At 42.4% G+C, this 20,754-nt stretch carries 18 protein-coding genes; 13 read left to right on the forward strand and 5 right to left on the reverse strand.

Annotation, left to right across the window (positions count from 1 at the left end):
* Window positions 1–241: 241 nt before the first annotated feature.
* From pnp to N8M20_RS04370, 7 genes are all read left to right on the forward strand, one after another.
* On the forward strand, window positions 242–2,455 hold the full coding sequence (gene pnp, locus N8M20_RS04340; RefSeq protein WP_261079203.1) for a polyribonucleotide nucleotidyltransferase: 2,214 nt from the start codon (window positions 242–244) through the stop codon (window positions 2,453–2,455).
* Between the two features lie 15 nt (window positions 2,456–2,470).
* Window positions 2,471–3,088, forward strand: a complete 618-nt coding sequence (cysE, locus tag N8M20_RS04345) for a serine O-acetyltransferase (protein ID WP_049516296.1) — start codon at window positions 2,471–2,473, stop codon at window positions 3,086–3,088.
* Between the two features lie 11 nt (window positions 3,089–3,099).
* Window positions 3,100–3,984 (forward strand): GNAT family N-acetyltransferase, encoded by an 885-nt coding sequence (locus N8M20_RS04350; RefSeq protein ID WP_060805884.1) that lies wholly within the window; start codon window positions 3,100–3,102, stop codon window positions 3,982–3,984.
* Window positions 3,985–4,065: 81 nt separating this feature from the next.
* Window positions 4,066–5,409, forward strand: a complete 1,344-nt coding sequence (gene cysS, locus N8M20_RS04355) for a cysteine--tRNA ligase (protein WP_261079204.1) — start codon at window positions 4,066–4,068, stop codon at window positions 5,407–5,409.
* Window positions 5,402–5,788, forward strand: a complete 387-nt coding sequence (locus tag N8M20_RS04360; protein WP_000567927.1) for a Mini-ribonuclease 3 — start codon at window positions 5,402–5,404, stop codon at window positions 5,786–5,788. Before cysS ends, N8M20_RS04360 begins: the two co-directional genes overlap by 8 nt.
* A gap of 3 nt (window positions 5,789–5,791) precedes the next feature.
* On the forward strand, window positions 5,792–6,661 hold the full coding sequence (locus N8M20_RS04365; protein ID WP_261079205.1) for a helix-turn-helix domain-containing protein: 870 nt from the start codon (window positions 5,792–5,794) through the stop codon (window positions 6,659–6,661).
* Between the two features lie 112 nt (window positions 6,662–6,773).
* Window positions 6,774–7,904 (forward strand): ABC transporter ATP-binding protein, encoded by a 1,131-nt coding sequence (locus N8M20_RS04370; RefSeq protein WP_261079206.1) that lies wholly within the window; start codon window positions 6,774–6,776, stop codon window positions 7,902–7,904.
* A 97-nt stretch (window positions 7,905–8,001) separates the two neighbouring features.
* On the opposite strand, the gene N8M20_RS04375 is transcribed toward N8M20_RS04370, so the two are convergent.
* From N8M20_RS04375 to N8M20_RS04395, 5 genes are all read right to left on the reverse strand, one after another.
* Complete coding sequence (locus N8M20_RS04375) at window positions 8,002–9,192, reverse strand: ferredoxin reductase family protein (protein WP_261079207.1); 1,191 nt, start codon at window positions 9,190–9,192, stop codon at window positions 8,002–8,004.
* A 250-nt stretch (window positions 9,193–9,442) separates the two neighbouring features.
* A complete protein-coding gene (locus N8M20_RS04380; RefSeq protein ID WP_000443889.1) occupies window positions 9,443–10,102 on the reverse strand; it encodes an amino acid ABC transporter permease in 660 nt (219 codons plus the stop codon).
* A gap of 9 nt (window positions 10,103–10,111) precedes the next feature.
* Window positions 10,112–10,789: an amino acid ABC transporter permease gene (locus N8M20_RS04385; RefSeq protein WP_000131145.1), complete on the reverse strand. Its 678-nt coding sequence runs from the start codon at window positions 10,787–10,789 to the stop codon at window positions 10,112–10,114.
* Between the two features lie 12 nt (window positions 10,790–10,801).
* Window positions 10,802–11,596, reverse strand: coding sequence for a transporter substrate-binding domain-containing protein (locus N8M20_RS04390; RefSeq protein ID WP_261079208.1), 795 nt, complete (start codon window positions 11,594–11,596; stop codon window positions 10,802–10,804).
* 10 nt (window positions 11,597–11,606) lie between these two features.
* Entirely contained in the window at window positions 11,607–12,365 is a 759-nt protein-coding gene (locus N8M20_RS04395) for an amino acid ABC transporter ATP-binding protein (RefSeq protein ID WP_173268039.1), read from the reverse strand.
* A gap of 175 nt (window positions 12,366–12,540) precedes the next feature.
* Between N8M20_RS04395 and recJ the strand changes: the two genes are divergently transcribed.
* From recJ to N8M20_RS04425, 6 genes are all read left to right on the forward strand, one after another.
* The gene (recJ, locus tag N8M20_RS04400) at window positions 12,541–14,763 is read left to right on the forward strand and encodes a single-stranded-DNA-specific exonuclease RecJ (RefSeq protein ID WP_261079209.1); all 2,223 of its coding nucleotides are present in this window, start codon (window positions 12,541–12,543) and stop codon (window positions 14,761–14,763) included.
* A gap of 169 nt (window positions 14,764–14,932) precedes the next feature.
* The gene (locus N8M20_RS04405; protein WP_261079210.1) at window positions 14,933–16,594 is read left to right on the forward strand and encodes a ribonuclease J; all 1,662 of its coding nucleotides are present in this window, start codon (window positions 14,933–14,935) and stop codon (window positions 16,592–16,594) included.
* Window positions 16,595–16,662: 68 nt separating this feature from the next.
* Complete coding sequence (locus N8M20_RS04410; RefSeq protein ID WP_261079211.1) at window positions 16,663–17,442, forward strand: alpha/beta hydrolase; 780 nt, start codon at window positions 16,663–16,665, stop codon at window positions 17,440–17,442.
* A 108-nt stretch (window positions 17,443–17,550) separates the two neighbouring features.
* Window positions 17,551–18,771 (forward strand): peptidoglycan bridge formation alanyltransferase MurM, encoded by a 1,221-nt coding sequence (locus tag N8M20_RS04415; RefSeq protein WP_261079212.1) that lies wholly within the window; start codon window positions 17,551–17,553, stop codon window positions 18,769–18,771.
* Window positions 18,772–18,775: 4 nt separating this feature from the next.
* Complete coding sequence (locus tag N8M20_RS04420; RefSeq protein WP_261079213.1) at window positions 18,776–19,942, forward strand: aminoacyltransferase; 1,167 nt, start codon at window positions 18,776–18,778, stop codon at window positions 19,940–19,942.
* A gap of 78 nt (window positions 19,943–20,020) precedes the next feature.
* Complete coding sequence (locus N8M20_RS04425) at window positions 20,021–20,722, forward strand: M57 family metalloprotease (RefSeq protein WP_261079214.1); 702 nt, start codon at window positions 20,021–20,023, stop codon at window positions 20,720–20,722.
* The last annotated feature ends 32 nt before the right edge of the window (window positions 20,723–20,754 follow it).

A 20,754-nucleotide genomic window follows, 5' to 3' on the forward strand; every position in this document is an offset into this window, starting at 1 on the left:
AGGGTATTAAAAAATAATGCATTTAAACTGAGAGTCTTAGATGTTTTAGCATCAAACCTTTCTAATGATTTGTATCTTGAGTAATTGAACACGGGCTAAATCCCTAGTGAAAAAGATAGATTTCCTGGTGTACATGGTACACTGCGTCAATCTCCTATTTTCATACGGGATTCTTCACGCCCTTAGTATCTTGATTTTTGTAGGCAAGGCGTATAATTTCATCAATCCAAAGGGGATTAAAATGACAAAACAAGTGTTTCAAACGACTTTTGCGGGTCGTGAGTTAATTGTAGAGACTGGTCAGGTTGCTAAGCAAGCAAATGGCGCAGTTGTCGTGCGTTACGGTGAGTCAACTGTCTTGACTGCGGCCGTGATGTCTAAGAAAATGGCAACTGGGGATTTCTTCCCACTCCAAGTCAACTACGAAGAAAAAATGTATGCAGCTGGGAAGTTTCCTGGTGGCTTTATGAAACGTGAAGGACGTCCTTCAACGGATGCGACTTTGACAGCGCGTTTGATTGACCGTCCAATCCGTCCAATGTTTGCGGAAGGTTTCCGTAATGAAGTGCAAGTTATCAACACAGTGCTTTCTTATGATGAAAATGCCTCTGCTCCAATGGCAGCTATGTTTGGTTCATCCTTGGCACTCTCTATTTCAGATATCCCATTTGACGGCCCAATTGCTGGGGTACAGGTGGGTTATGTAGATGGTCAAATCATCATCAACCCAAGTCAAGAACAAGCAGAGCAATCGCTCCTTGAATTGACAGTAGCTGGTACCAAACACGCCATCAACATGGTAGAGTCTGGTGCTAAAGAATTGTCAGAAGAAATCATGTTGGAAGCCCTTCTCAAAGGGCATGAAGCAGTCAAAGAATTGATTGCCTTCCAAGAAGAAATCGTTGCAGCTGTTGGTAAAGAAAAAGCAGAAGTGGAATTGCTTCATGTGGACGCTGAATTGCAGGCTGAAATTATCGCAGCCTACAACAGTGACCTACAAAAAGCGGTCCAAGTAGAAGAAAAATTGGCTCGTGAAGCTGCAACTCAAGCAGTTAAGGACCAAGTAACTGCTGTTTACGAAGAAAAATATGCGGACCACGAAGAATTTGACCGTATCATGCGTGATGTGGCTGAAATCTTGGAACAAATGGAACACGCAGAAGTGCGCCGTTTGATCACAGAAGACAAGGTGCGTCCTGACGGCCGTAAGATTGATGAAATCCGTCCTTTGGATGCGGTTGTTGACTTTCTTCCTCGTGTGCATGGTTCAGGTCTCTTTACTCGTGGGCAAACTCAAGCTCTTTCAGTCTTAACCTTGGCTCCGATGGGAGAAACTCAAATCATTGATGGTTTGGACCCAGAGTACAAGAAACGCTTTATGCACCACTATAACTTCCCACAATACTCTGTAGGGGAAACTGGACGCTACGGTGCGCCAGGTCGTCGTGAAATTGGTCACGGTGCTCTTGGTGAGCGTGCTCTTGCTCAAGTCTTGCCAAGTTTGGAAGAATTCCCATATGCTATCCGCTTGGTAGCAGAAGTCTTGGAATCAAATGGTTCTTCATCTCAAGCTTCTATCTGTGCGGGAACTCTTGCCCTTATGGCTGGTGGTGTGCCAATCAAGGCGCCAGTAGCTGGTATTGCTATGGGTCTGATTTCAGATGGAAACAACTACACAGTCTTGACAGATATCCAAGGTTTGGAAGATCACTTTGGAGACATGGACTTCAAGGTTGCAGGTACTCGTGACGGGATTACAGCCCTTCAAATGGATATCAAGATCCAAGGGATTACTGCAGAAATCTTGACTGAGGCTCTTGCCCAAGCTAAGAAAGCACGTTTTGAAATCCTTGATGTGATTGAAGCAACCATTCCAGAAGTTCGTCCAGAATTGGCTCCAACTGCTCCGAAAATTGATACCATCAAGATTGATGTGGACAAGATTAAGATTGTCATCGGTAAGGGTGGAGAAACCATTGACAAGATTATCGCTGAAACAGGTGTTAAGATTGACATCGACGAAGAAGGTAACGTCTCTATCTACTCTAGCGATCAAGATGCAATTAACCGTGCTAAAGAAATCATTGCAGGTTTGGTTCGTGAAGCAAAAGTCGATGAAGTTTATCGTGCTAAAGTCGTTCGTATCGAGAAATTTGGTGCCTTTGTTAACCTCTTTGATAAGACAGATGCTCTTGTTCATATCTCTGAGATGGCTTGGACGCGTACCAATAATGTCGAAGACTTGGTAGCAATCGGGGATGAAGTTGATGTTAAGGTTATCAAGATTGATGAAAAAGGACGTGTGGATGCTTCTATGAAAGCCCTTCTTCCTCGTCCTCCAAAACCTGAACGTGATGAAAAAGGCGAAAAATCAGAGCGTCCTCACCGCCCACGTCATCACAAGGATCATAAACCTAAGAAAGAATTTACAGAAACACCAAAAGATTCAGAATAAGAAAAGGAGAAATGTATGGGATGGTGGCGCGAAACCATTGATATCGTAAAAGAAAATGATCCAGCGGCCCGCACCACTTTGGAGGTTTTGCTGACTTATCCAGGTGTCAAGGCCTTGGCGGCCCACCGTCTTTCACATTTTCTCTGGAAGCATGGCTTCAAACTCTTGGCTCGTATGCACAGTCAGTTTTGGCGCTTTTGGACTCAGATTGAGATTCATCCAGGTGCCCAGATTGATTCAGGTGTCTTTATCGACCATGGTTCAGGTCTTGTAATTGGAGAGACGGCTATCGTTGAGACGGGAGTTCTCCTCTATCATGGGGTGACTCTTGGGGGAACAGGGAAAGACTGTGGCAAACGCCATCCAACCGTGCGAAAAGGAGCTTTAATATCCGCTCATGCCCAAGTCATTGGACCAGTGGAAATTGGTGAAAATGCCAAGGTCGGTGCAGCAGCAGTTGTCGTGGCAGACGTACCTAGTGATGTGACGGTTGTCGGTATTCCTGCTAAGATTGTCCGTGTACATGGTAAAAAGGATGAGCCGGTCATTCACGAAGTCGAAGAAAAACGAGAGTACTACGTCAATAAACTCGAGCAGGCTAAAGAAGCCAGTCACAGATCGTCTGGGTTGTAGAGGATACCTATATGATTCAAGCAAGAAACAAGTTAAGCCAAGAGGAGCTATCTGAGGCGAAAAAACTAATTAACTGTTGCCAAAACTATGACGGTACCTATCGTGATCCCTATCTCTCTAACATGCTTAATTTTGACCCAAACATGCCCGCCTTTTTCCTTTATTATGAAAAAGGCGAACTTGTTGGTTTATTAACTGTCTATGCAGATGACCAAGATGTGGAAGTGACGATACTGGTTCATCCAGATCATCGCCGTCAGGGAATTGCGCGTGCGTTGTTTACTAGTTTTGAGAGAGAAACAGCTTCTTTCTCTATTTGTTCAGTCACTTTTCAGACAGAGCGTGTTTTTCTAGACCGTCATCCTGATTTTATCAGCAACTGGGGCTTGGTCGAGGATGAAGAGACAGAAACTTGGTTAGGTAAGGATAGAAAACCTTATCCGTTAGCAAATGTTTCCAATCTTGAAGTTTTGTTAGCAGATAGTTCGTATCAGGATCAAATTAGTCAGTTGAAATTTCAGGCATTCTCAGAAGAGCATGAATCTAGAGAGATTGTGGATAGATATGTCGCTGAAGCTCTGAAGGATCCAGAAAGTCGCTTATATATTTTGTTAAAAGACGGTCAGGTTATTGGAACTTGCACGGTAGATTTATCGACTAATACGAATTACTTCTACGGGTTAGCAATATCGGAACCTGAACGTGGGAAAGGCTATGGAAGCTACTTAGCAAAATCCCTCGTCAACCAACTAATTGAGCAAAATGATAAGGAATTTCAGATTGCAGTGGAAGATAGCAATGTAGGTGCTAAACGTTTGTATGAAAAAATTGGCTTTGTCAAACAGACTCAGGTGGTTTATCTGAATGAGAAAGGAGCAAGGGATTCCGAAGTGTAGAGAGATTCGGACTGAAATTCAATTGAACTCTTAGTGATGAAACTAACTGTTCTCGGATTTTAGTTTTCCTGACTATGATTTATGATTAAAATCTATGACACTATGTATCGTGATTTGCGAGAATTTGTCCCGATTGAGGACGGCAAGGTCAAGATGTATGTTTGTGGGCCAACAGTGTATAACTATATCCACGTGGGGAATGCCCGCTCAACAGTGGCTTTTGATACGATTCGTCGCTATTTTGAGTACCGTGGGTATGAGGTTGCCTATATTTCCAATTTTACAGATGTGGATGATAAGATTATCAACCGTGCAAAGGAAGAAGGCATTACGCCTCAGGAGGTTGCGGACAAGTACATCGCTGCCTTTCGTGAGGATGTGACGGCCTTGGGTGTCAAACCTGCGACTCGCCATCCACGTGTGGTGGAGTTTATGGCTGACATTATCCGATTTGTGGAAGACTTGATTGAAAAAGGCTTTGCCTACGAGAGTCAAGGAGATGTCTATTTCCGTGTGGAAAAATCTCACAACTATGCCAAATTGGCTAATAAAACCTTGGAAGATTTGGAGCTGGGTGCTTCAGGTCGTACCGATGAAGAAACAGCTCGTAAGGAAAATCCTGTGGACTTTGCCCTCTGGAAATCTGCCAAATCAGGCGAGATTTCTTGGGATAGCCCTTGGGGACCTGGTCGTCCGGGCTGGCATATCGAGTGTTCGGTTATGTCAACAGAGATTTTGGGAGATACTATTGATATTCACGGTGGTGGAGCTGACCTAGAGTTTCCTCATCATACCAATGAAATTGCCCAGTCAGAAGCCAAAACAGGCAAGACCTTTGCTAACTACTGGATGCACAATGGCTTTGTCAATATCGACAATGTCAAGATGTCTAAGTCCTTGGGCAACTTTATAACCGTACACGATGCCCTTAAAACTCTTGATGGCCAAGTGCTTCGATTCTTCTTTGCGACACAACATTACCGTAAGCCTATCAACTTTACGGAAAAGGCAGTGCGTGATGCAGATACTAATCTCAAGTATTTGAAGAACACTTATGAGCAACCATTTTCTGGAACTGTAGATGCTCAAGAGTTACAGGCCTTTAAAGATAAGTTTGTAGCTGCTATGGATGAGGATTTCAACTCTGCCAACGGTATTACAGTAGTCTTTGAAATGGCCAAATGGATTAACTCAGGTAACTATGATGCAAGTGTTAAGAAAGCTCTTGCAGATATGTTGGAAGTCTTTGGAATTGTCTTTGTTGAGGAAGTTTTGGACGTTGAGATCGAATCCTTGATTCAAAAACGCCAAGAAGCGCGTGCCAATCGTGACTTTGCGACAGCGGACCAGATCCGTGACCAATTGGCTGCTCAAGGGATTAAGCTCCTTGACACCAAGGATGGAGTGAGGTGGACTCGTGATTGATGTCAATCTCATTAACGGGATTGCGTTAGCTTTTGAGGGGGACGCGGTGTATTCTATGTATATTCGCCGTCACCTCATCCTCAAAGGTATGACCAAGCCCAATAAACTCCACCAAGAGGCGACAAAGTATGTCTCAGCCAAGGCTCAGGCTCGCCTGATTTCCCTTATGTTGGAGGAGCAAGTCTTGACGGAAAAAGAAGAGGAAATCTACAAACGTGGTCGCAATACCAATAGCCATACCAAGGCCAAAAATGCTGATGTGGTGACTTATCGCATGTCCACAGGTTTTGAAGCAGTCATGGGATATCTCCATATGACTGAAAATCTGGAACGTCTTGAGAGCTTGATTTCGTGGTGCATCCAAAAAGTGGAGGGCTAGGACATGATGGCAAAAGAACTACAAGACTGGTTTCCTGAAGCTCAGATTTCAGACCAACCAGTAGAGAAAGAGGGCTATCTCACTCTCCCTTTAGCTTCTCAGCAGTGGATTTTGCTGGAAGAAGCTGGGCTCAGCGAGCGTGAAAAGCAGTTGGTTGCTCTTTTGACCCAGCAGGAGCAGGCTCGTTCGCTCAATCCTTGGTATTCTTTTCTGATTGAGGGGAAGGGACAGGCACCACAAACTTTTAAAAAGATTCAGTTGGTTTATTGCCATCTTTCCTATTTTCAGCAGGAAAATCTAGCTTCTTGGCTGGATATGATGCGGACTCTTTTTCCTAACTGTCAGATAGTGTTACAGGTCGGAGCTCAGGATTATGTTTTCATACTTCAACAAGATAAATACACCTCTGTACGAGCTATTTTAAGTGATACGATTGAAGCGGTTGAGTACGACTTTGGATTGCGTCTGTCAATCATGTTAGGCCAGGTTTGGTCTCAGACGGGAAATCAAGCCCTATCAGACTTGATTAAAGCAGAGAGCGATTTGTTTAAGACTTGGTGGCGTCAGGGTCACCAAGGTGTTCATACTTTTTCTCAGCTCTATTTGTGGAGTATGGGAGAAAGGCTTGTGGACTTGAAGGTAATCAAGGAATGTCTACACCAGATGATTTTGGATCAAGATCAGATTCAGGAAATCATTCTCTCCTTATGGGAAAATAGTGCAGTCCTAACTAAAACAGCACAACAACTCTATCTGCACCGCAATTCTCTCCAATACAAGATTGATAAGTGGGAAGAATTGACAGGGCTACAGTTGAAGGAGTTGACAGATCTCACCCTGTGTTATCAGTTGATTTTACCAGATATTCTCTAAAGTTTTGTGCAAGTTGCACAGAACTTTTTTATTTTTTTGGTCACCTTGCCATAGAAATGTAAAGCGTTTTCATCTATAATAAAACTATCAAAAGACAAAAGGAGTTCACCTCATGGTAGAATTGAATCTTAAAAATATTTACAAAAAATATCCAAACAGCGAACACTACTCAGTTGAAGACTTCAACTTGGACATCAAAGACAAAGAATTTATCGTTTTCGTAGGTCCTTCAGGATGTGGTAAATCAACAACTCTTCGTATGATTGCTGGTCTTGAAGATATTACAGAAGGTACTGCATCTATCGATGGTGTGGTTGTCAACGACGTGGCTCCAAAAGATCGTGACATCGCCATGGTATTCCAAAACTACGCTCTTTACCCACATATGACTGTTTATGACAACATGGCTTTCGGTTTGAAATTGCGTAAATACAGCAAGGAAGACATCGACAAACGTGTACAAGAAGCAGCTGAAATCCTTGGATTGAAAGAGTTCTTGGAACGCAAACCTGCTGACCTTTCTGGTGGTCAACGTCAACGTGTTGCCATGGGTCGTGCAATTGTCCGCGATGCAAAAGTGTTCTTGATGGACGAACCTTTGTCAAACTTGGATGCAAAACTTCGTGTATCAATGCGTGCTGAAATCGCGAAAATCCACCGTCGTATTGGAGCTACAACTATCTACGTAACTCACGACCAAACAGAAGCGATGACACTTGCAGACCGTATCGTTATCATGTCAGCAACTAAGAACCCTGCTGGTACAGGTACTATCGGACGTGTAGAACAAATCGGTACTCCTCAAGAAGTTTACAAAAACCCAGTTAACAAGTTCGTTGCAGGATTCATCGGAAGCCCAGCTATGAACTTCATCAACGTGCAATTGGTTGGTAGCGAAATTGTTTCTGATGGTTTCCGTTTGAAAGTGCCAGAAGGAGCATTGAAAGTTCTTCGTGAAAAAGGCTACGAAGGTAAAGAATTGATCTTCGGTATCCGTCCAGAAGACGTGAATGCAGAACCTGCTTTCCTTGAAACATTCCCAGAATCAGTTGTCAAAGCTACTATTTCAGTATCAGAATTGCTTGGTTCAGAATCTCACCTTTACTGCCAAGTTGGTAAAGATGAATTTGTTGCCAAAGTGGATGCTCGTGACTATTTGCAAACAGGTGCAACAGTTGAACTTGGATTTGACTTGAACAAAGCACACTTTTTCGATGTAGAAACTGAAAGAACAGTTTACTAAGCAAATGAAATGTCAAAACACTGCTAGAGAAATCTGGCAGTGTTTTTGAGATTGAGTAGAAAAAAACTCCTGGGAAATTCCAGGAGAGTATGAGTGCTTATTTGAACTTGAATCCTTCGTAAATAAGCTCTGTTTTTGGATTTTGTTTCTTAATTTGTTTGGCAAGTGACTTCATCATAGAAAGAGGACCACACATATAGACGCTTGCATGATCGGGCACTTCTTCTTGCTCAAAATTAAGATATCCGTCTTTTGTACGGTCTATTAGATGGAGTTCAAAATTAGGATTTTTCTGAGCATAGTCACGGAGCAAATCTAGATAGACTGCATTTTCTTCTCCACGGAAGCTATAGTAGAAGTGAACCTGTTTATCTAAGATAGGATGTTCACGGATGTAAGAGATGAAGGGGGTGATCCCAATGCCTCCAGCAATCCAAACTTGATTTTCTCGTCCTTCTTCTATGATCATGTGTCCGTAAGCTCTATCTAGGGTTACTTTGCTGCCGACTTGAAGATTGCCATAGATATTTTTGGTATGGTCACCTGAATTTTTAACAGTAAAGTAAAGCGTTTGACCATGACCTCCTGAGATAGAAAAGGGATGCGGAGCACTTTCAAAGCCTTCTTGGAAAATCTTTAGGAAGGCAAATTGTCCTGCTTGATAGTTGAAAGGTCTGCTAAGATGGATTTGAATTTCTCTAGTATCGTGATTTAAGCGTTTGAGATTGGTAATTTTCCCTAGATAGGGGAAACCAATCTTTTGATATAGAAAAATGATATAAAAACCAGCTAGCAAGCCTAAAAGGGCATAGCTACCAACAATAAAACTTAGGAGATTAAATGTAAGGAGACGATTGCCCATCATCATGTAGACATGAAAGATTCCTAAAATATAGGCTAGGTAAACCAGACGGTGAATCCATCGCCAAGCTTCGTATTGGATGTATTTGCCTAAATAGGCGACAAGGATGATACTGACAAAGATATAGATGGCAAGGTTGCCAAACTGAGCAGCTAAGCGAGAGCCCCACAGACCTCCCATACTAAAGTTATGAAAGATTAGTAGGATGATGGAGAGAAAGGCTGTGAATTTGTGGACAGTATAGACCTTCTCCAAACCGTGAAACCAGCTTTCTAGTAGGGGGAGACGAGTGGTTAGGATAAAGGTCAGAGATAGGCTTGTTAAAGCTAGTCCTGGAAGCATGAATTGGGGAGAAGTGTTCATCCAAGTCAAAATAGTCAAGACAAAACTAGCTATGATAAAGAGTAGTCCTTTGATTGATTTCATAAAAAAATTCCATTTCATTAAGATTTTGATTTGTTGTAAATGAATTTGTTACATTTTATCATAGAAAAAGTATGGTGTCAAATTGAGGTCTATGAATATCTACTATCATCAAAAAACTCTCCAATTTAACTGGAGAGTTGCTGTTTATACTCAATGAAAATCAAAGAGCAAACTAGGAAGCTAGACGCAGGCTGTACTTGAGTACGGCAAGGTGAAGCTGACGTGGTTTGAATTTGATTTTCGAAGAGTATTATTCTGCAGCTTGTTGCCAACGTTTTGCCAGCATATGAGATAGGCTAGAAATGGCTAGGTTAAAGCTGAAGTAGATGAGGGCAATCAGGATATAAAGACTAAAGACCTGCTCTGGTTCGAAATAACGGCCCATGAGAATTTGGCTGGCTCCAAAGAGTTCTTGTAGGGCGATAACAGAGTAGAGGAGGCTGGTATCCTTAATCACGGTTACAAACTGAGAAATGATGGCTGGCAGCATTTTACGAATGGCTTGTGGGAGAATGATGTGGTAGAGGATTTGGGCTGAGGTAAATCCTTGAGACATTCCTGCTTCGTACTGTCCCTTGTCTACGGCATTGAGACCGCCTCGGATAATCTCAGCCAAGGCTGCTGAGGTAAAGAGAGTGAAGGCTGTAATACCTGCTGGAGTGGACTTCATCTTAAAGACTAAAAAGATAGTGAAAATCCAGAGGAGGTTGGGAACGTTACGCACAAACTCGATATAAATGCTGGAGATGATACGTAAGACAGGATTTTTCCCATTTCTCATGACGGCTAGCACCGTACCGATAAGGGTAGAGAGGACGATGGCAATCAGAGAAATGTAGAGGGTCAAGCCAAATCCTTTAAAGATAAAGACTAGGTTATCTGGGGTCAAAACTTCTAAAATGGATTCCATAGTAACCTCCTAAAGTGAATAGGCTTTTTTGTTGGCTTGCTCCATCTTGCGGCCAAACTGGGCAACAGGAAAGCAAAGAGAGAAGTAGAGAAGGGCAGCACCTAGAAAGGCTGGGATATAGTTTCCGTTAAGTGCTGACCAAGACTTGGTCACAAACATCAAGTCGACTCCAGAAATGATAGCGACTGTTGAGGTATTCTTAATGAGGTTGACAATTTGATTGGTCAAAGGAGGGAGAATGATACGGAAAGCCTGAGGCAAGATAATCAAGCGCATGGCACTGATATAGGTAAAACCTTGCGATAAGGCAGCTTCCATCTGACCGCTAGGAATAGATTGAATACCTGAGCGAATCACCTCAGCGATATAGGCGCCGTGATAGAGTCCCACGCAGAGAACAGCCGTCCAATAAATCGGAATCATGATGGTGTGGTCACTGATAAGGGGTAGACCATAAAAGACGATAACAAACTGCACCAAGAGGGGAGTGTTTTGGTAAAATTCAACAAAGATGCGAGCCAAAATGCGCAAAATTGGACGTTTGCTGGTTGACATAGCTCCAAAGAAGATGCCCAAAACCATAGCGAGGATAAAGGATCCAATCGCTAGGGCAAGGGTGAAGAGGAAACCATTGAAAAATTGTCCAAAATCCTGAAAATAGGCTGTCCAAGATGATAAATCTGTCATAGGGTGTCCTCCTTATTCTGCGGAATGGCTAGATGGTTTGAGCTTGTAACGGTCATAAAGTTTCTGCAAACTACCATCCTTGCTCCATTTAGTAACCAAGTTATCAAGATAGTTGTTGAGCTCTGTATTTGATTTCTTGGTAACGATACCGTAGTCTGATGGCTTGAAACTATCATCTAGCAGTACTGTGCGTTTACTGATATAGCCAGATAGGATAGAGCGGTCAACGGAAAAGGCATCAATTCGATGAGCGTGAAGGGAAGTAATCAATTCTGGGTAGGAACCAAGTTCGACGAATTTAAACTTCAGACCTTTCTTTTTACCCAGTTCAGTAATCAGGCGTTGGGTGATGGACCCTTGGGCGACTCCGATGGTTTTGCCGTTTAGGTCCTCAATACTTTTGATTTTGGCAGATTTATTGACCAAAAATCCAGAAGCGTCTGTGTAGTAGGGACTGGTAAAGTTGTAGAGTTTTTTACGTTCGTCTGTGATGGTAAAGGTCGCGATATCCATATCGACCTGTTCATTGTCTAGAAGTGGTCCGCGAGTTTGTGCGGTAACAGGCACATAGCGAACCTTGACCTTGAGTTCATCGGCTACCATCTTGGCCAAGTCGGTTTCGATACCAGAATAGGTCCCTGTCTTGGGATCCTTGTAACCGAAATTGGGAACGTCTTGTTTCACACCGACAACCAGCTCGCCTCTCTTTTGAATGTCTGCGACACTAGTATCAGCCTGAACTGGTTTTGTAGCAGCAAGGCCGAAAAGGCTAATCAATAATGCGGATAAAAAGAATTTCTTTTTCATAGGTGCCTCCTTATTTTACTTTGTCACTTTCGTGGTTTATGATTTTACTGAGGAATTGTTGGGCACGAGGTTCGCTTGGATTGTCGAAAAAGTCATCAACATCTGTCGTATCTACTAAAACCTCTCCGTCAGCCATAAAGATGATGCGGTCAGCAACTTCACGGGCGAAGCCCATTTCATGAGTAACGACAATCATATTCATACCATCGTGGGCCAATTTTTGCATAACTGCCAGAACATCGCCGATGGTTTCAGGGTCAAGAGCAGATGTTGGCTCATCAAAGAGGAGGAGTTCAGGATGCATAGCGAGTCCACGTGCGATGGCAATCCGTTGTTTTTGTCCACCAGAAAGCATGGCTGGATAAGAATCTTTCTTGTCCCACATATTTACAAATTCCAGATATTTTTGAGCTGTTTTTTCAGCTTCTTTTTTATCAATTCCTAGAACTTTTACGGGTGCTAGTGTTACGTTTTCTAACACTGTTTTGTGCGGATAGAGGTTAAAATGCTGGAAAACCATGCCGACTTCCTTGCGAAGAGGAACTAAATCTTTCTGGCTGGCACCAGCAACTTGGTGGCCATTGACTAGAAGACTTCCCTTGTCGACAGCCTCCAAACCATTGATGGTACGGATAAGAGTGGATTTCCCAGAACCAGATGGTCCGAGTAGGACAACGACTTGTCCTTTTTCAAAACGGAGATTGATGTCGCGGAGTGCATGGTAGTCTCCGTAATATTTTTCGACGTGTTCAAATTCTACTAAAGCCATAAGGAATCTCCTTTGTGTTAGATTTTATAACACGATTCTACACCAAAAGAATTGCCTTGTCAAATCATATCTTAAAAATTCACTAAAATTTTATAAAAAAGCAATCTGGATAGAGAAAAAGCCTAAATCATGTTATAATGAAGCAATAGAATTCTTAGAAAGAGTGGATGTCTTTTTGATAACACCTACTTATGAATGGCAGTTTGCCCCGCAGGTAGAAGATGCGGATTTTACAAAAATAGCCAAGAAGGCTGGACTGGGTCCTGAGGTGGCTCGGTTATTGTTTGAGAGAGGGATTCAGGACCAAGAAAGTCTGAAGAAGTTTTTAGAACCTTCCTTGGAGGACTTGCACGACCCTTATCTGCTCCATGATATGGACAAGGCAGTGGAACGGATTCGTCAGGCCATTGAAGAAGGGGAAAGTATTCTCGTTTACGGTGATTATGATGCGGATGGTATGACTTCGGCTTCTATTGTGAAGGAAAGTTTGGAACAGCTTGGTGCCGAGTGCCGTGTTTACCTACCCAATCGTTTTACTGATGGCTATGGACCTAATGCAAGTGTCTATAAATACTTTATCGAGCAAGAAGGGATTTCCTTGATTGTGACGGTGGATAATGGGGTTGCGGGTCACGAAGCTATTGAATTGGCCCAGTCTATGGGAGTGGATGTCATTGTGACCGACCACCATTCCATGCCAGAAACCTTGCCAGATGCTTATGCTATCGTTCATCCTGAGCATCCAGATGCGGATTATCCTTTCAAATATTTGGCTGGTTGTGGAGTGGCCTTCAAGCTGGCTTGTGCCCTTTTAGAAGAAGTGCAAGTGGAACTACTGGATTTGGTTGCTATCGGAACTATTGCAGATATGGTGAGCCTGACGGATGAAAATCGTATCTTGGTCCAATATGGTCTGGAAATGTTGGGACATACCCAGCGCATCGGCCTGCAAGAAATGCTGAATATGGCTGGGATTGCTGCTAATGAAGTGACAGAAGAAACGGTTGGCTTCCAGATTGCTCCTCGTTTAAATGCCTTGGGGCGCTTGGATGATCCCAATCCTGCTATTGATTTGTTGACTGGATTTGACGACGAGGAAGCGCATGAGATTGCCCTCATGATTCATCAGAAAAACGAAGAGCGCAAGGAAATCGTTCAGTCAATCTATGAAGAAGCCAAGATCATGGTGGATCCTGAGAAGAAGGTCCAAGTCTTGGCCAAGGAAGGCTGGAATCCTGGGGTTCTAGGTATCGTTGCTGGTCGTTTGTTGGAAGAGCTAGGGCAGACAGTTATTGTTCTTAATATAGAAGACGGTCGTGCCAAGGGTAGTGCTCGTAGTGTGGAAGCGGTCGATATTTTTGAAGCCCTGGATCCCCATCGAGACCTCTTTATCGCCTTTGGTGGTCATGCTGGCGCAGCAGGAATGACGCTGGAAATTGAGAAACTCTCAGATTTATCTCAGGTTTTGGAAGATTATGTTCGTGAAAAAGGTGCAGATGCTGGTGGCAAGAACAAGTTAAATCTAGATGAAGAGTTGGATTTGGAAACTTTGAGTCTTGAAACAGTCAAGAACTTTGAGCGCTTGGCACCTTTTGGCATGGACAATCAGAAACCTGTCTTTTATATCAAGGATTTTCAGGTCGAAAGTGCCCGTACTATGGGGGCAGGCAATGCCCATCTCAAGTTGAAAATTTCCAAAGGTGAGGCGAATTTTGAAGTGGTAGCCTTTGGCCAAGGCAGATGGGCGACAGAGTTTTCTCAAACCAAGAATCTAGAGCTGGCAGTCAAATTGTCTGTCAACCAATGGAATGGCCAAACTGCCCTGCAGTTGATGATGGTGGATGCGCGTGTGGAGGGTGTTCAACTTTTTAACATCCGTGGGAAGAATGCAGTCTTACCAGAGGGAGTTCCAGTCTTGGATTTTGCTGGAGAATTTCCGAATCTAGTAAATAGTGAAGCTATTGTCGTGAAAACCATTCCTGAGGATATTACTCAGCTGAAGACCATTTTTCAGGAACAAAATTTCTCTGCTGTCTATTTCAAAAATGATATTGACAAGGCCTACTATCTGACAGGGTATGGGACTAGAGAGCAGTTTGCCAAATTGTACAAGACCATCTACCAGTTCCCAGAGTTTGATATTCGCTACAAGCTGAAGGATTTGGCTACTTATCTCAATATTCAGCAAATCTTGCTGGTCAAGATGATTCAAGTCTTTGAAGAACTAGGCTTTGTGACGATTAAAGATGGTGTGATGACAGTCAATAAAGAAGCGCCAAAGAGAGAGATAGGAGAAAGTCAGATTTACCAAAATCTCAAACAAACTGTCAAAGACCAAGAAATGATGGCGCTGGGTACGGTGCAAGAAATTTATGATTTTTTAATGGAAAAAGAGTAGATGTAGGAAAGAGTTGGGAAACCAGCTCTTTTTTGAAAACAAATCTTCATTTTGAAAATCATCAAAAAAATGGTATAATGGTAGGAAAAGATTCGGCTAAAAGTAGTGCTTTTAGAATAAGAGGGTAAGCAACCCTATAATCAAGATAAATTAAGCTTTCGGAGGAAAAATGAGTAATATCAGTTTAACAACACTTGGTGGTGTACGTGAAAATGGGAAAAATATGTATATCGCTGAAATCGATGGGTCTATTTTCGTTTTGGATGCAGGTCTGAAATATCCTGAAAATGAACAACTAGGGGTGGATGTGGTCATTCCCAATATGGACTACCTTTTTGAAAATAGCGATCGTATCGCTGGGGTCTTCTTGACCCACGGCCATGCGGATGCAATTGGTGCTCTGCCTTATCTCTTGGCTGAAGCCAAGGTACCTGTATTTGGCTCTGAATTGACCATTGAGTTGGCAAAACTCTTTGTCAAAGGAAATGACACAGTTAAGAAATTCAATGATTTCCATGTCATTGATGAGGATTCGGAGATTGATTTTGGAGGAACTGTGGTGTCCTTCTTCCGTACAACCCACTCTATCCCAGAAAGTCTGGGTGTGGTCTTGAAGACAGCTGAAGGTAGCATCGTTTATACAGGCGACTTCAAATTTGACCAGACAGCTAGTGAATCTTATGCGACAGACTTCGCTCGTTTGGCAGAAATCGGTCGTGACGGAGTTCTAGCTCTGCTCAGTGATTCAGCCAATGCGGATAGTAATATCCAAGTGGCTAGCGAAAGTGAAGTTGGGGACGAGATCACTCAAACCATTTCGGACTGGGAGGGTCGTATTATCGTTGCAGCAGTAGCTAGCAACCTCTCTCGTATTCAGCAGGTGTTTGACGCTGCGGATGCAACAGGCCGTCGTGTGGTCTTGACAGGATTTGATATTGAAAATATCGTCCGCACTGCTATTCGCCTCAAGAAATTATCTCTAGCTAACGAGAGTCTTTTGATTAAGCCAAAAGATATGTCTCGCTTTGAAGACCATGAGTTGATTATCCTTGAGACAGGTCGTATGGGTGAGCCTATCAACGGTCTTCGCAAGATGTCGATTGGTCGTCACCGTTATGTGGAAATCAAGGACGGTGACCTAGTCTATATCGTAACCACTCCATCTATCGCCAAGGAAGCGGTCGTGGCGCGTGTGGAAAACATGATTTACCAAGCTGGTGGAGTTGTCAAATTGATCACCCAAAACTTGCGTGTGTCAGGACATGGGAATGCGCGTGACTTGCAGTTGATGATTAATCTCTTGCAACCCAAGTATCTCTTCCCAATTCAAGGGGAATACCGTGAGTTGGATGCCCATGCTAAGGCTGCTATGGCCGTCGGGATGTTACCAGAACGCATTTTCATTCCTAAAAAGGGAACCAGCATGGCTTATGAGAATGGGGACTTTGTCCCAGCTGGCGCAGTTTCGGCAGGGGATGTCTTGATTGATGGGAATGCCATTGGTGATGTTGGAAATGTGGTTCTTCGTGACCGTAAGGTCTTGTCAGAGGACGGTATTTTCATCGTAGCAATTACCGTTAACCGTCGTGAGAAGAAAATTGTGGCCAAGGCTCGTGTTCATACGCGCGGATTTGTTTATCTCAAGAAGAGCCGTGATATTCTCCGTGAAAGTTCAGAATTGATTAACCAGACGGTAGAAGACTATCTTCAAGGAGATGACTTTGACTGGGCAGATCTCAAAGGGAAGGTTCGTGATAATCTGACAAAGTATCTCTTTGACCAGACTAAGCGTCGTCCAGCTATTTTACCAGTAGTCATGGAAGCAAAATAATCGTTGAAATAAACAGAGAGAAAGTCGAATTTCGGCTTTTTCTTATCGGAAAATAGAAGGAGCAAATCATGGCAGTAATGAAAATTGAGTATTACTCACAAGTCTTGGATATGGAGTGGGGAGTGAATGTCCTCTACCCTGATGCCAATCGAGTGGAAGATCCAGAATGTAAAGACATTCCCGTCTTGTACCTCTTGCACGGGATGTCTGGCAACCATAATAGTTGGCTCAAGCGAACCAATGTAGAACGCTTGCTTCGAGGCACTAATCTCATCGTTGTTATGCCCAATACCAGCAATGGTTGGTATACCGATACCCAATATGGTTTTGACTATTACACAGCTCTAGCAGAGGAATTGCCACAGGTTTTGAAACGCTTCTTCCCTAATATGACCAGCAAGCGTGAAAAGACCTTTATCGCTGGCCTCTCTATGGGAGGCTACGGCTGTTTCAAATTGGCTCTTGCTACAAATCGTTTCTCTCATGCGGCTAGTTTTTCGGGTGCTCTTAGCTTTCAAGAGTTTTCTCCTGAAAGCCAAGATTTGGGAACGCCAGCATACTGGAGAGGTGTTTTTGGGGAGATTAAAGATTGGACAGCTAGCCCCTATTCTCTTGAAAGTCTGGCTAAAAAATCGGACAAAAAGACCAAACTTTGGGCTTGGTGTGGCGAGCAGGATTTCTTGTACGAAGCCAATAATATAGCAGTGAAAAATCTCAAAAAACTGGGCTTTGATGTGACCTATAGCCATAGCGCTGGAACTCACGAGTGGTACTACTGGGAAAAACAATTGGAACGGTTCTTAGCAACCCTACCAATTGATTTTAAATTAGAAGAGAGATTGACTTAGTTTGAACTTCAGCATAGGGGGAGAACTAAAATAAAATATGTTTTCACTAGACTTTTCAAACGAAAGTAGTAGAATAGTAATAAGATACTGGAGGAAAGAGAGTAGGAAATGTACCGTTATCAAATTGGCATTCCCACATTAGAATATGATCAGTTTGTCAAAGACCATGAATTAGGCAATGTATTACAAAGTAGTGCTTGGGAGGAAGTTAAGTCTGATTGGGAACATGAGAAGTTTGGTGTCTACAGGGAAGAAAAATTATTGGCGACAGCTAGTATTTTGATTAGAAGTCTTCCACTAGGCTATAAAATGTTTTACATCCCAAGAGGACCTATATTGGATTATGGTGATACGGAACTCTTGAGTTTTGTCATTCAGTCCATTAAGTCTTATGCTCGTAGCAGGAGAGCTATTTTTGTGACTTTTGATCCAAGTATTTGCCTGTCTCAAAGTTTAATCAATCAGGAAAAGACAGAATATCCTGAAAGTTTGGCTATCATTGATAGTTTGCAACAAATGGGAGTAAGGTGGTCAGGAAAAACGGAGGAAATGGGGGACACCATTCAGCCTCGTATTCAGGCGAAAATATACAAGGAAAATTTTGAAGAAGATAAACTTTCCAAGTCAACAAAACAGGCTATTCGAACAGCACGGAATAAGGGTGTAGAGGTTCAATTTGGTGGAACTGAATTATTGGAGTCCTTTTCCTTTTTGATGAAAAAAACCGAGAAGCGGAAAGAGATTCATTTGAGGAATGAAGCCTATTATAAAAAGTTGTTAGATAATTTTAAGGACAAGGCCTACATCACCTTGGCAACCTTGGATGTCTCTAAACGTTCGCAAGAATTAGAAGAACAGTTAGCGAAAAACAGAGCTTTGGAAGAGACGTTTACTGAGTCGACTCGAACTTCAAAAGTAGAAGCGCAGAAGAAGGAAAAAGAACGTTTGTTTGAGGAATTGACTTTCCTGCAGGAATATATGGATGCAGGTCAAGCAAGAGTTCCCTTAGCGGCTACCTTGACTTTAGAATTCGGACAAACTTCTGTCAATCTATACGCAGGAATGGATGAAGATTTTAGACGTTATAAAGCTCCTATTTTGACTTGGTATGAGACAGCTCGATATTCCTTTGAACGTGGCATTTTATGGCAAAATTTAGGAGGCGTCGAGAATGCTTTAGATGGTGGACTCTATCGTTTTAAAGCTAATTTTAATCCAACGATTGAAGAATACTTGGGTGAATTTACAATGCCCACTCATCCTCTCTATCCTCTGTTAAGACTTGCTCTTGATTTCCGTAAAACATTAAGAAAAAAACATAGAAAGTAAGTATATGGCACTAACTACACTCACGAGAGAAGAGTTTCAGGCTTATTCTGATCAGGTTTCTTCTCGTTCCTTTATGCAATCTGTCCAGATGGGGGACTTGTTAGAAAAAAGAGGGGCTCGAATTGTTTATCTTGCTTTGAAACAAGAAGGAGAAATTCAAGTTGCAGCCCTGGTTTATAGCTTGCCCATGCTGGGTGGCCTGCATATGGAGCTCAATTCGGGTCCGATTTATACCCAACAAGATGCTCTTCCAATTTTTTATGCGGAGTTAAAAGAATATGCCAAGCAAAATGGTGTATTAGAGTTGCTTGTAAAACCTTATGAAACTTATCAAACTTTTGATAGCCAAGGTAATCCAATAGATGCTGAGAAAAAAAGTATTATTCAAGGTTTAACTGATTTAGGTTATCAATTTGATGGATTGACAAGAGGTTATCCAGGTGGAGAAGTCAGCTGGCATTACATCAAAGATTTGCAAGATTATGATGCTGCTTCCTTATTAAAATCCTTTAATAAAAATAGTATTCGCAACATTCAGTCGGCCTTTGATTTTAATATTCTTATTCGCAATGCAGAACGGGAAGAAATTCCAATATTCAAAAAAATTATCGAAGAAACAGGTAAAAGACAAGGTTTTGAGGATAAGAATTTAGATTATTACATGAAATTGTATGATATGTTTGGAGATAAGGCGGATTTCCTAATTGCTGAAGTCAATCCGCAACAGTCTATAGATGCTTTAAATGTGAAGATGGATAGTCTTGACAAGAAGTCGAAACAATTTCACCAGCAATACCAAGCCTTGCAAAAGAAAAAAGATTTTCTAACTAGTTTGGATAGTGAGTCTGGCAATGTTGCTCTAGCTTGTGCTTTAATAATCTACACGAATACAGAGGCAACGTACTTGTTTGGGGGGTCGTACGCAGAGTATCAGAAGTTTTCAGCTCCATTTTTACTTCAATATCATGCGATGAAGCAGACAATGCAACGAAATATCCATCAATACAACTTCCTAGGGATTCAAGGGATTTTTGATGGCAGTGATGGTGTTTTGCGTTTTAAACAAAATTTTAATGGCTATATTGTACGCAAAGCAGGTACTTTCCGTTATCATCCATCGCCTTTAAAATACAAAGCTATTCAGTTATTCAAAAAAATAGTAGGACGTTAAGATGAAAAAGCCAGTATTTAGCTTTCTTTCAGCTTGTTTTAGTAAAATAGTCTTTATTTTCTAGAAAGGTGGAGGGACATGCGCTTGCTTTTTCGTTTGATAGGGACTTTCTTTTCTTTTGTGTGGCGTTTGTTTTGGCGCCTGGTTTGGATAGTTGTGCTCTTATGTGCGCTTGCTTTCGGTCTTCTCTGGTATCTGAACGGGGATTTTCAAGGAGCGCTAAAGCAAGCAGAACGGTCAGTAAAGATTGGTCAACAAAGTATCGACCAGTGGGAAAAAACAGGGCAACTGCCTAAGTTGAACCAGATAGATAGCCATCAACACTCTGAAGGAAGGTGGCCGCAGACTTCAGCTCGTATTTACCTAGATCCCCAGATGGATTCACGCTTTCAAGAAGCTTATGTAGAAGCAATTCAGAATTGGAATCAAACTGGTGCTTTTAACTTTGAAATTGTCACCGAGTCCAGTAAGGCAGATATTATGGCTACGGAGATGAATGACGGAGGCACTCCTGTGGCAGGAGAGGCGGAAAGTCAGACCAATCTCTTAACGGGGCAATTCTTGTCTGTAACGGTGCGGTTGAATCACTATTATCTGTCCAATCCAGACTATGGCTATTCCTATGAGCGCATTGTCCATACGGCAGAACATGAGTTGGGGCATGCGATTGGCTTGGACCATACAGATGAAAAGTCTGTCATGCAACCTGCGGGTTCCTTTTATGGTATTCAGGAAGTGGATGTTGCAAACCTTCGAAAAATATATGAGACTAGTGAGTAGGGAACAATCTTTCCCTACTTTTTTGCTATAAT

The sequence above is a fragment of the Streptococcus mitis genome, assembly GCF_946190275.1.
GTDB lineage: Bacteria > Bacillota > Bacilli > Lactobacillales > Streptococcaceae > Streptococcus > Streptococcus mitis_DC.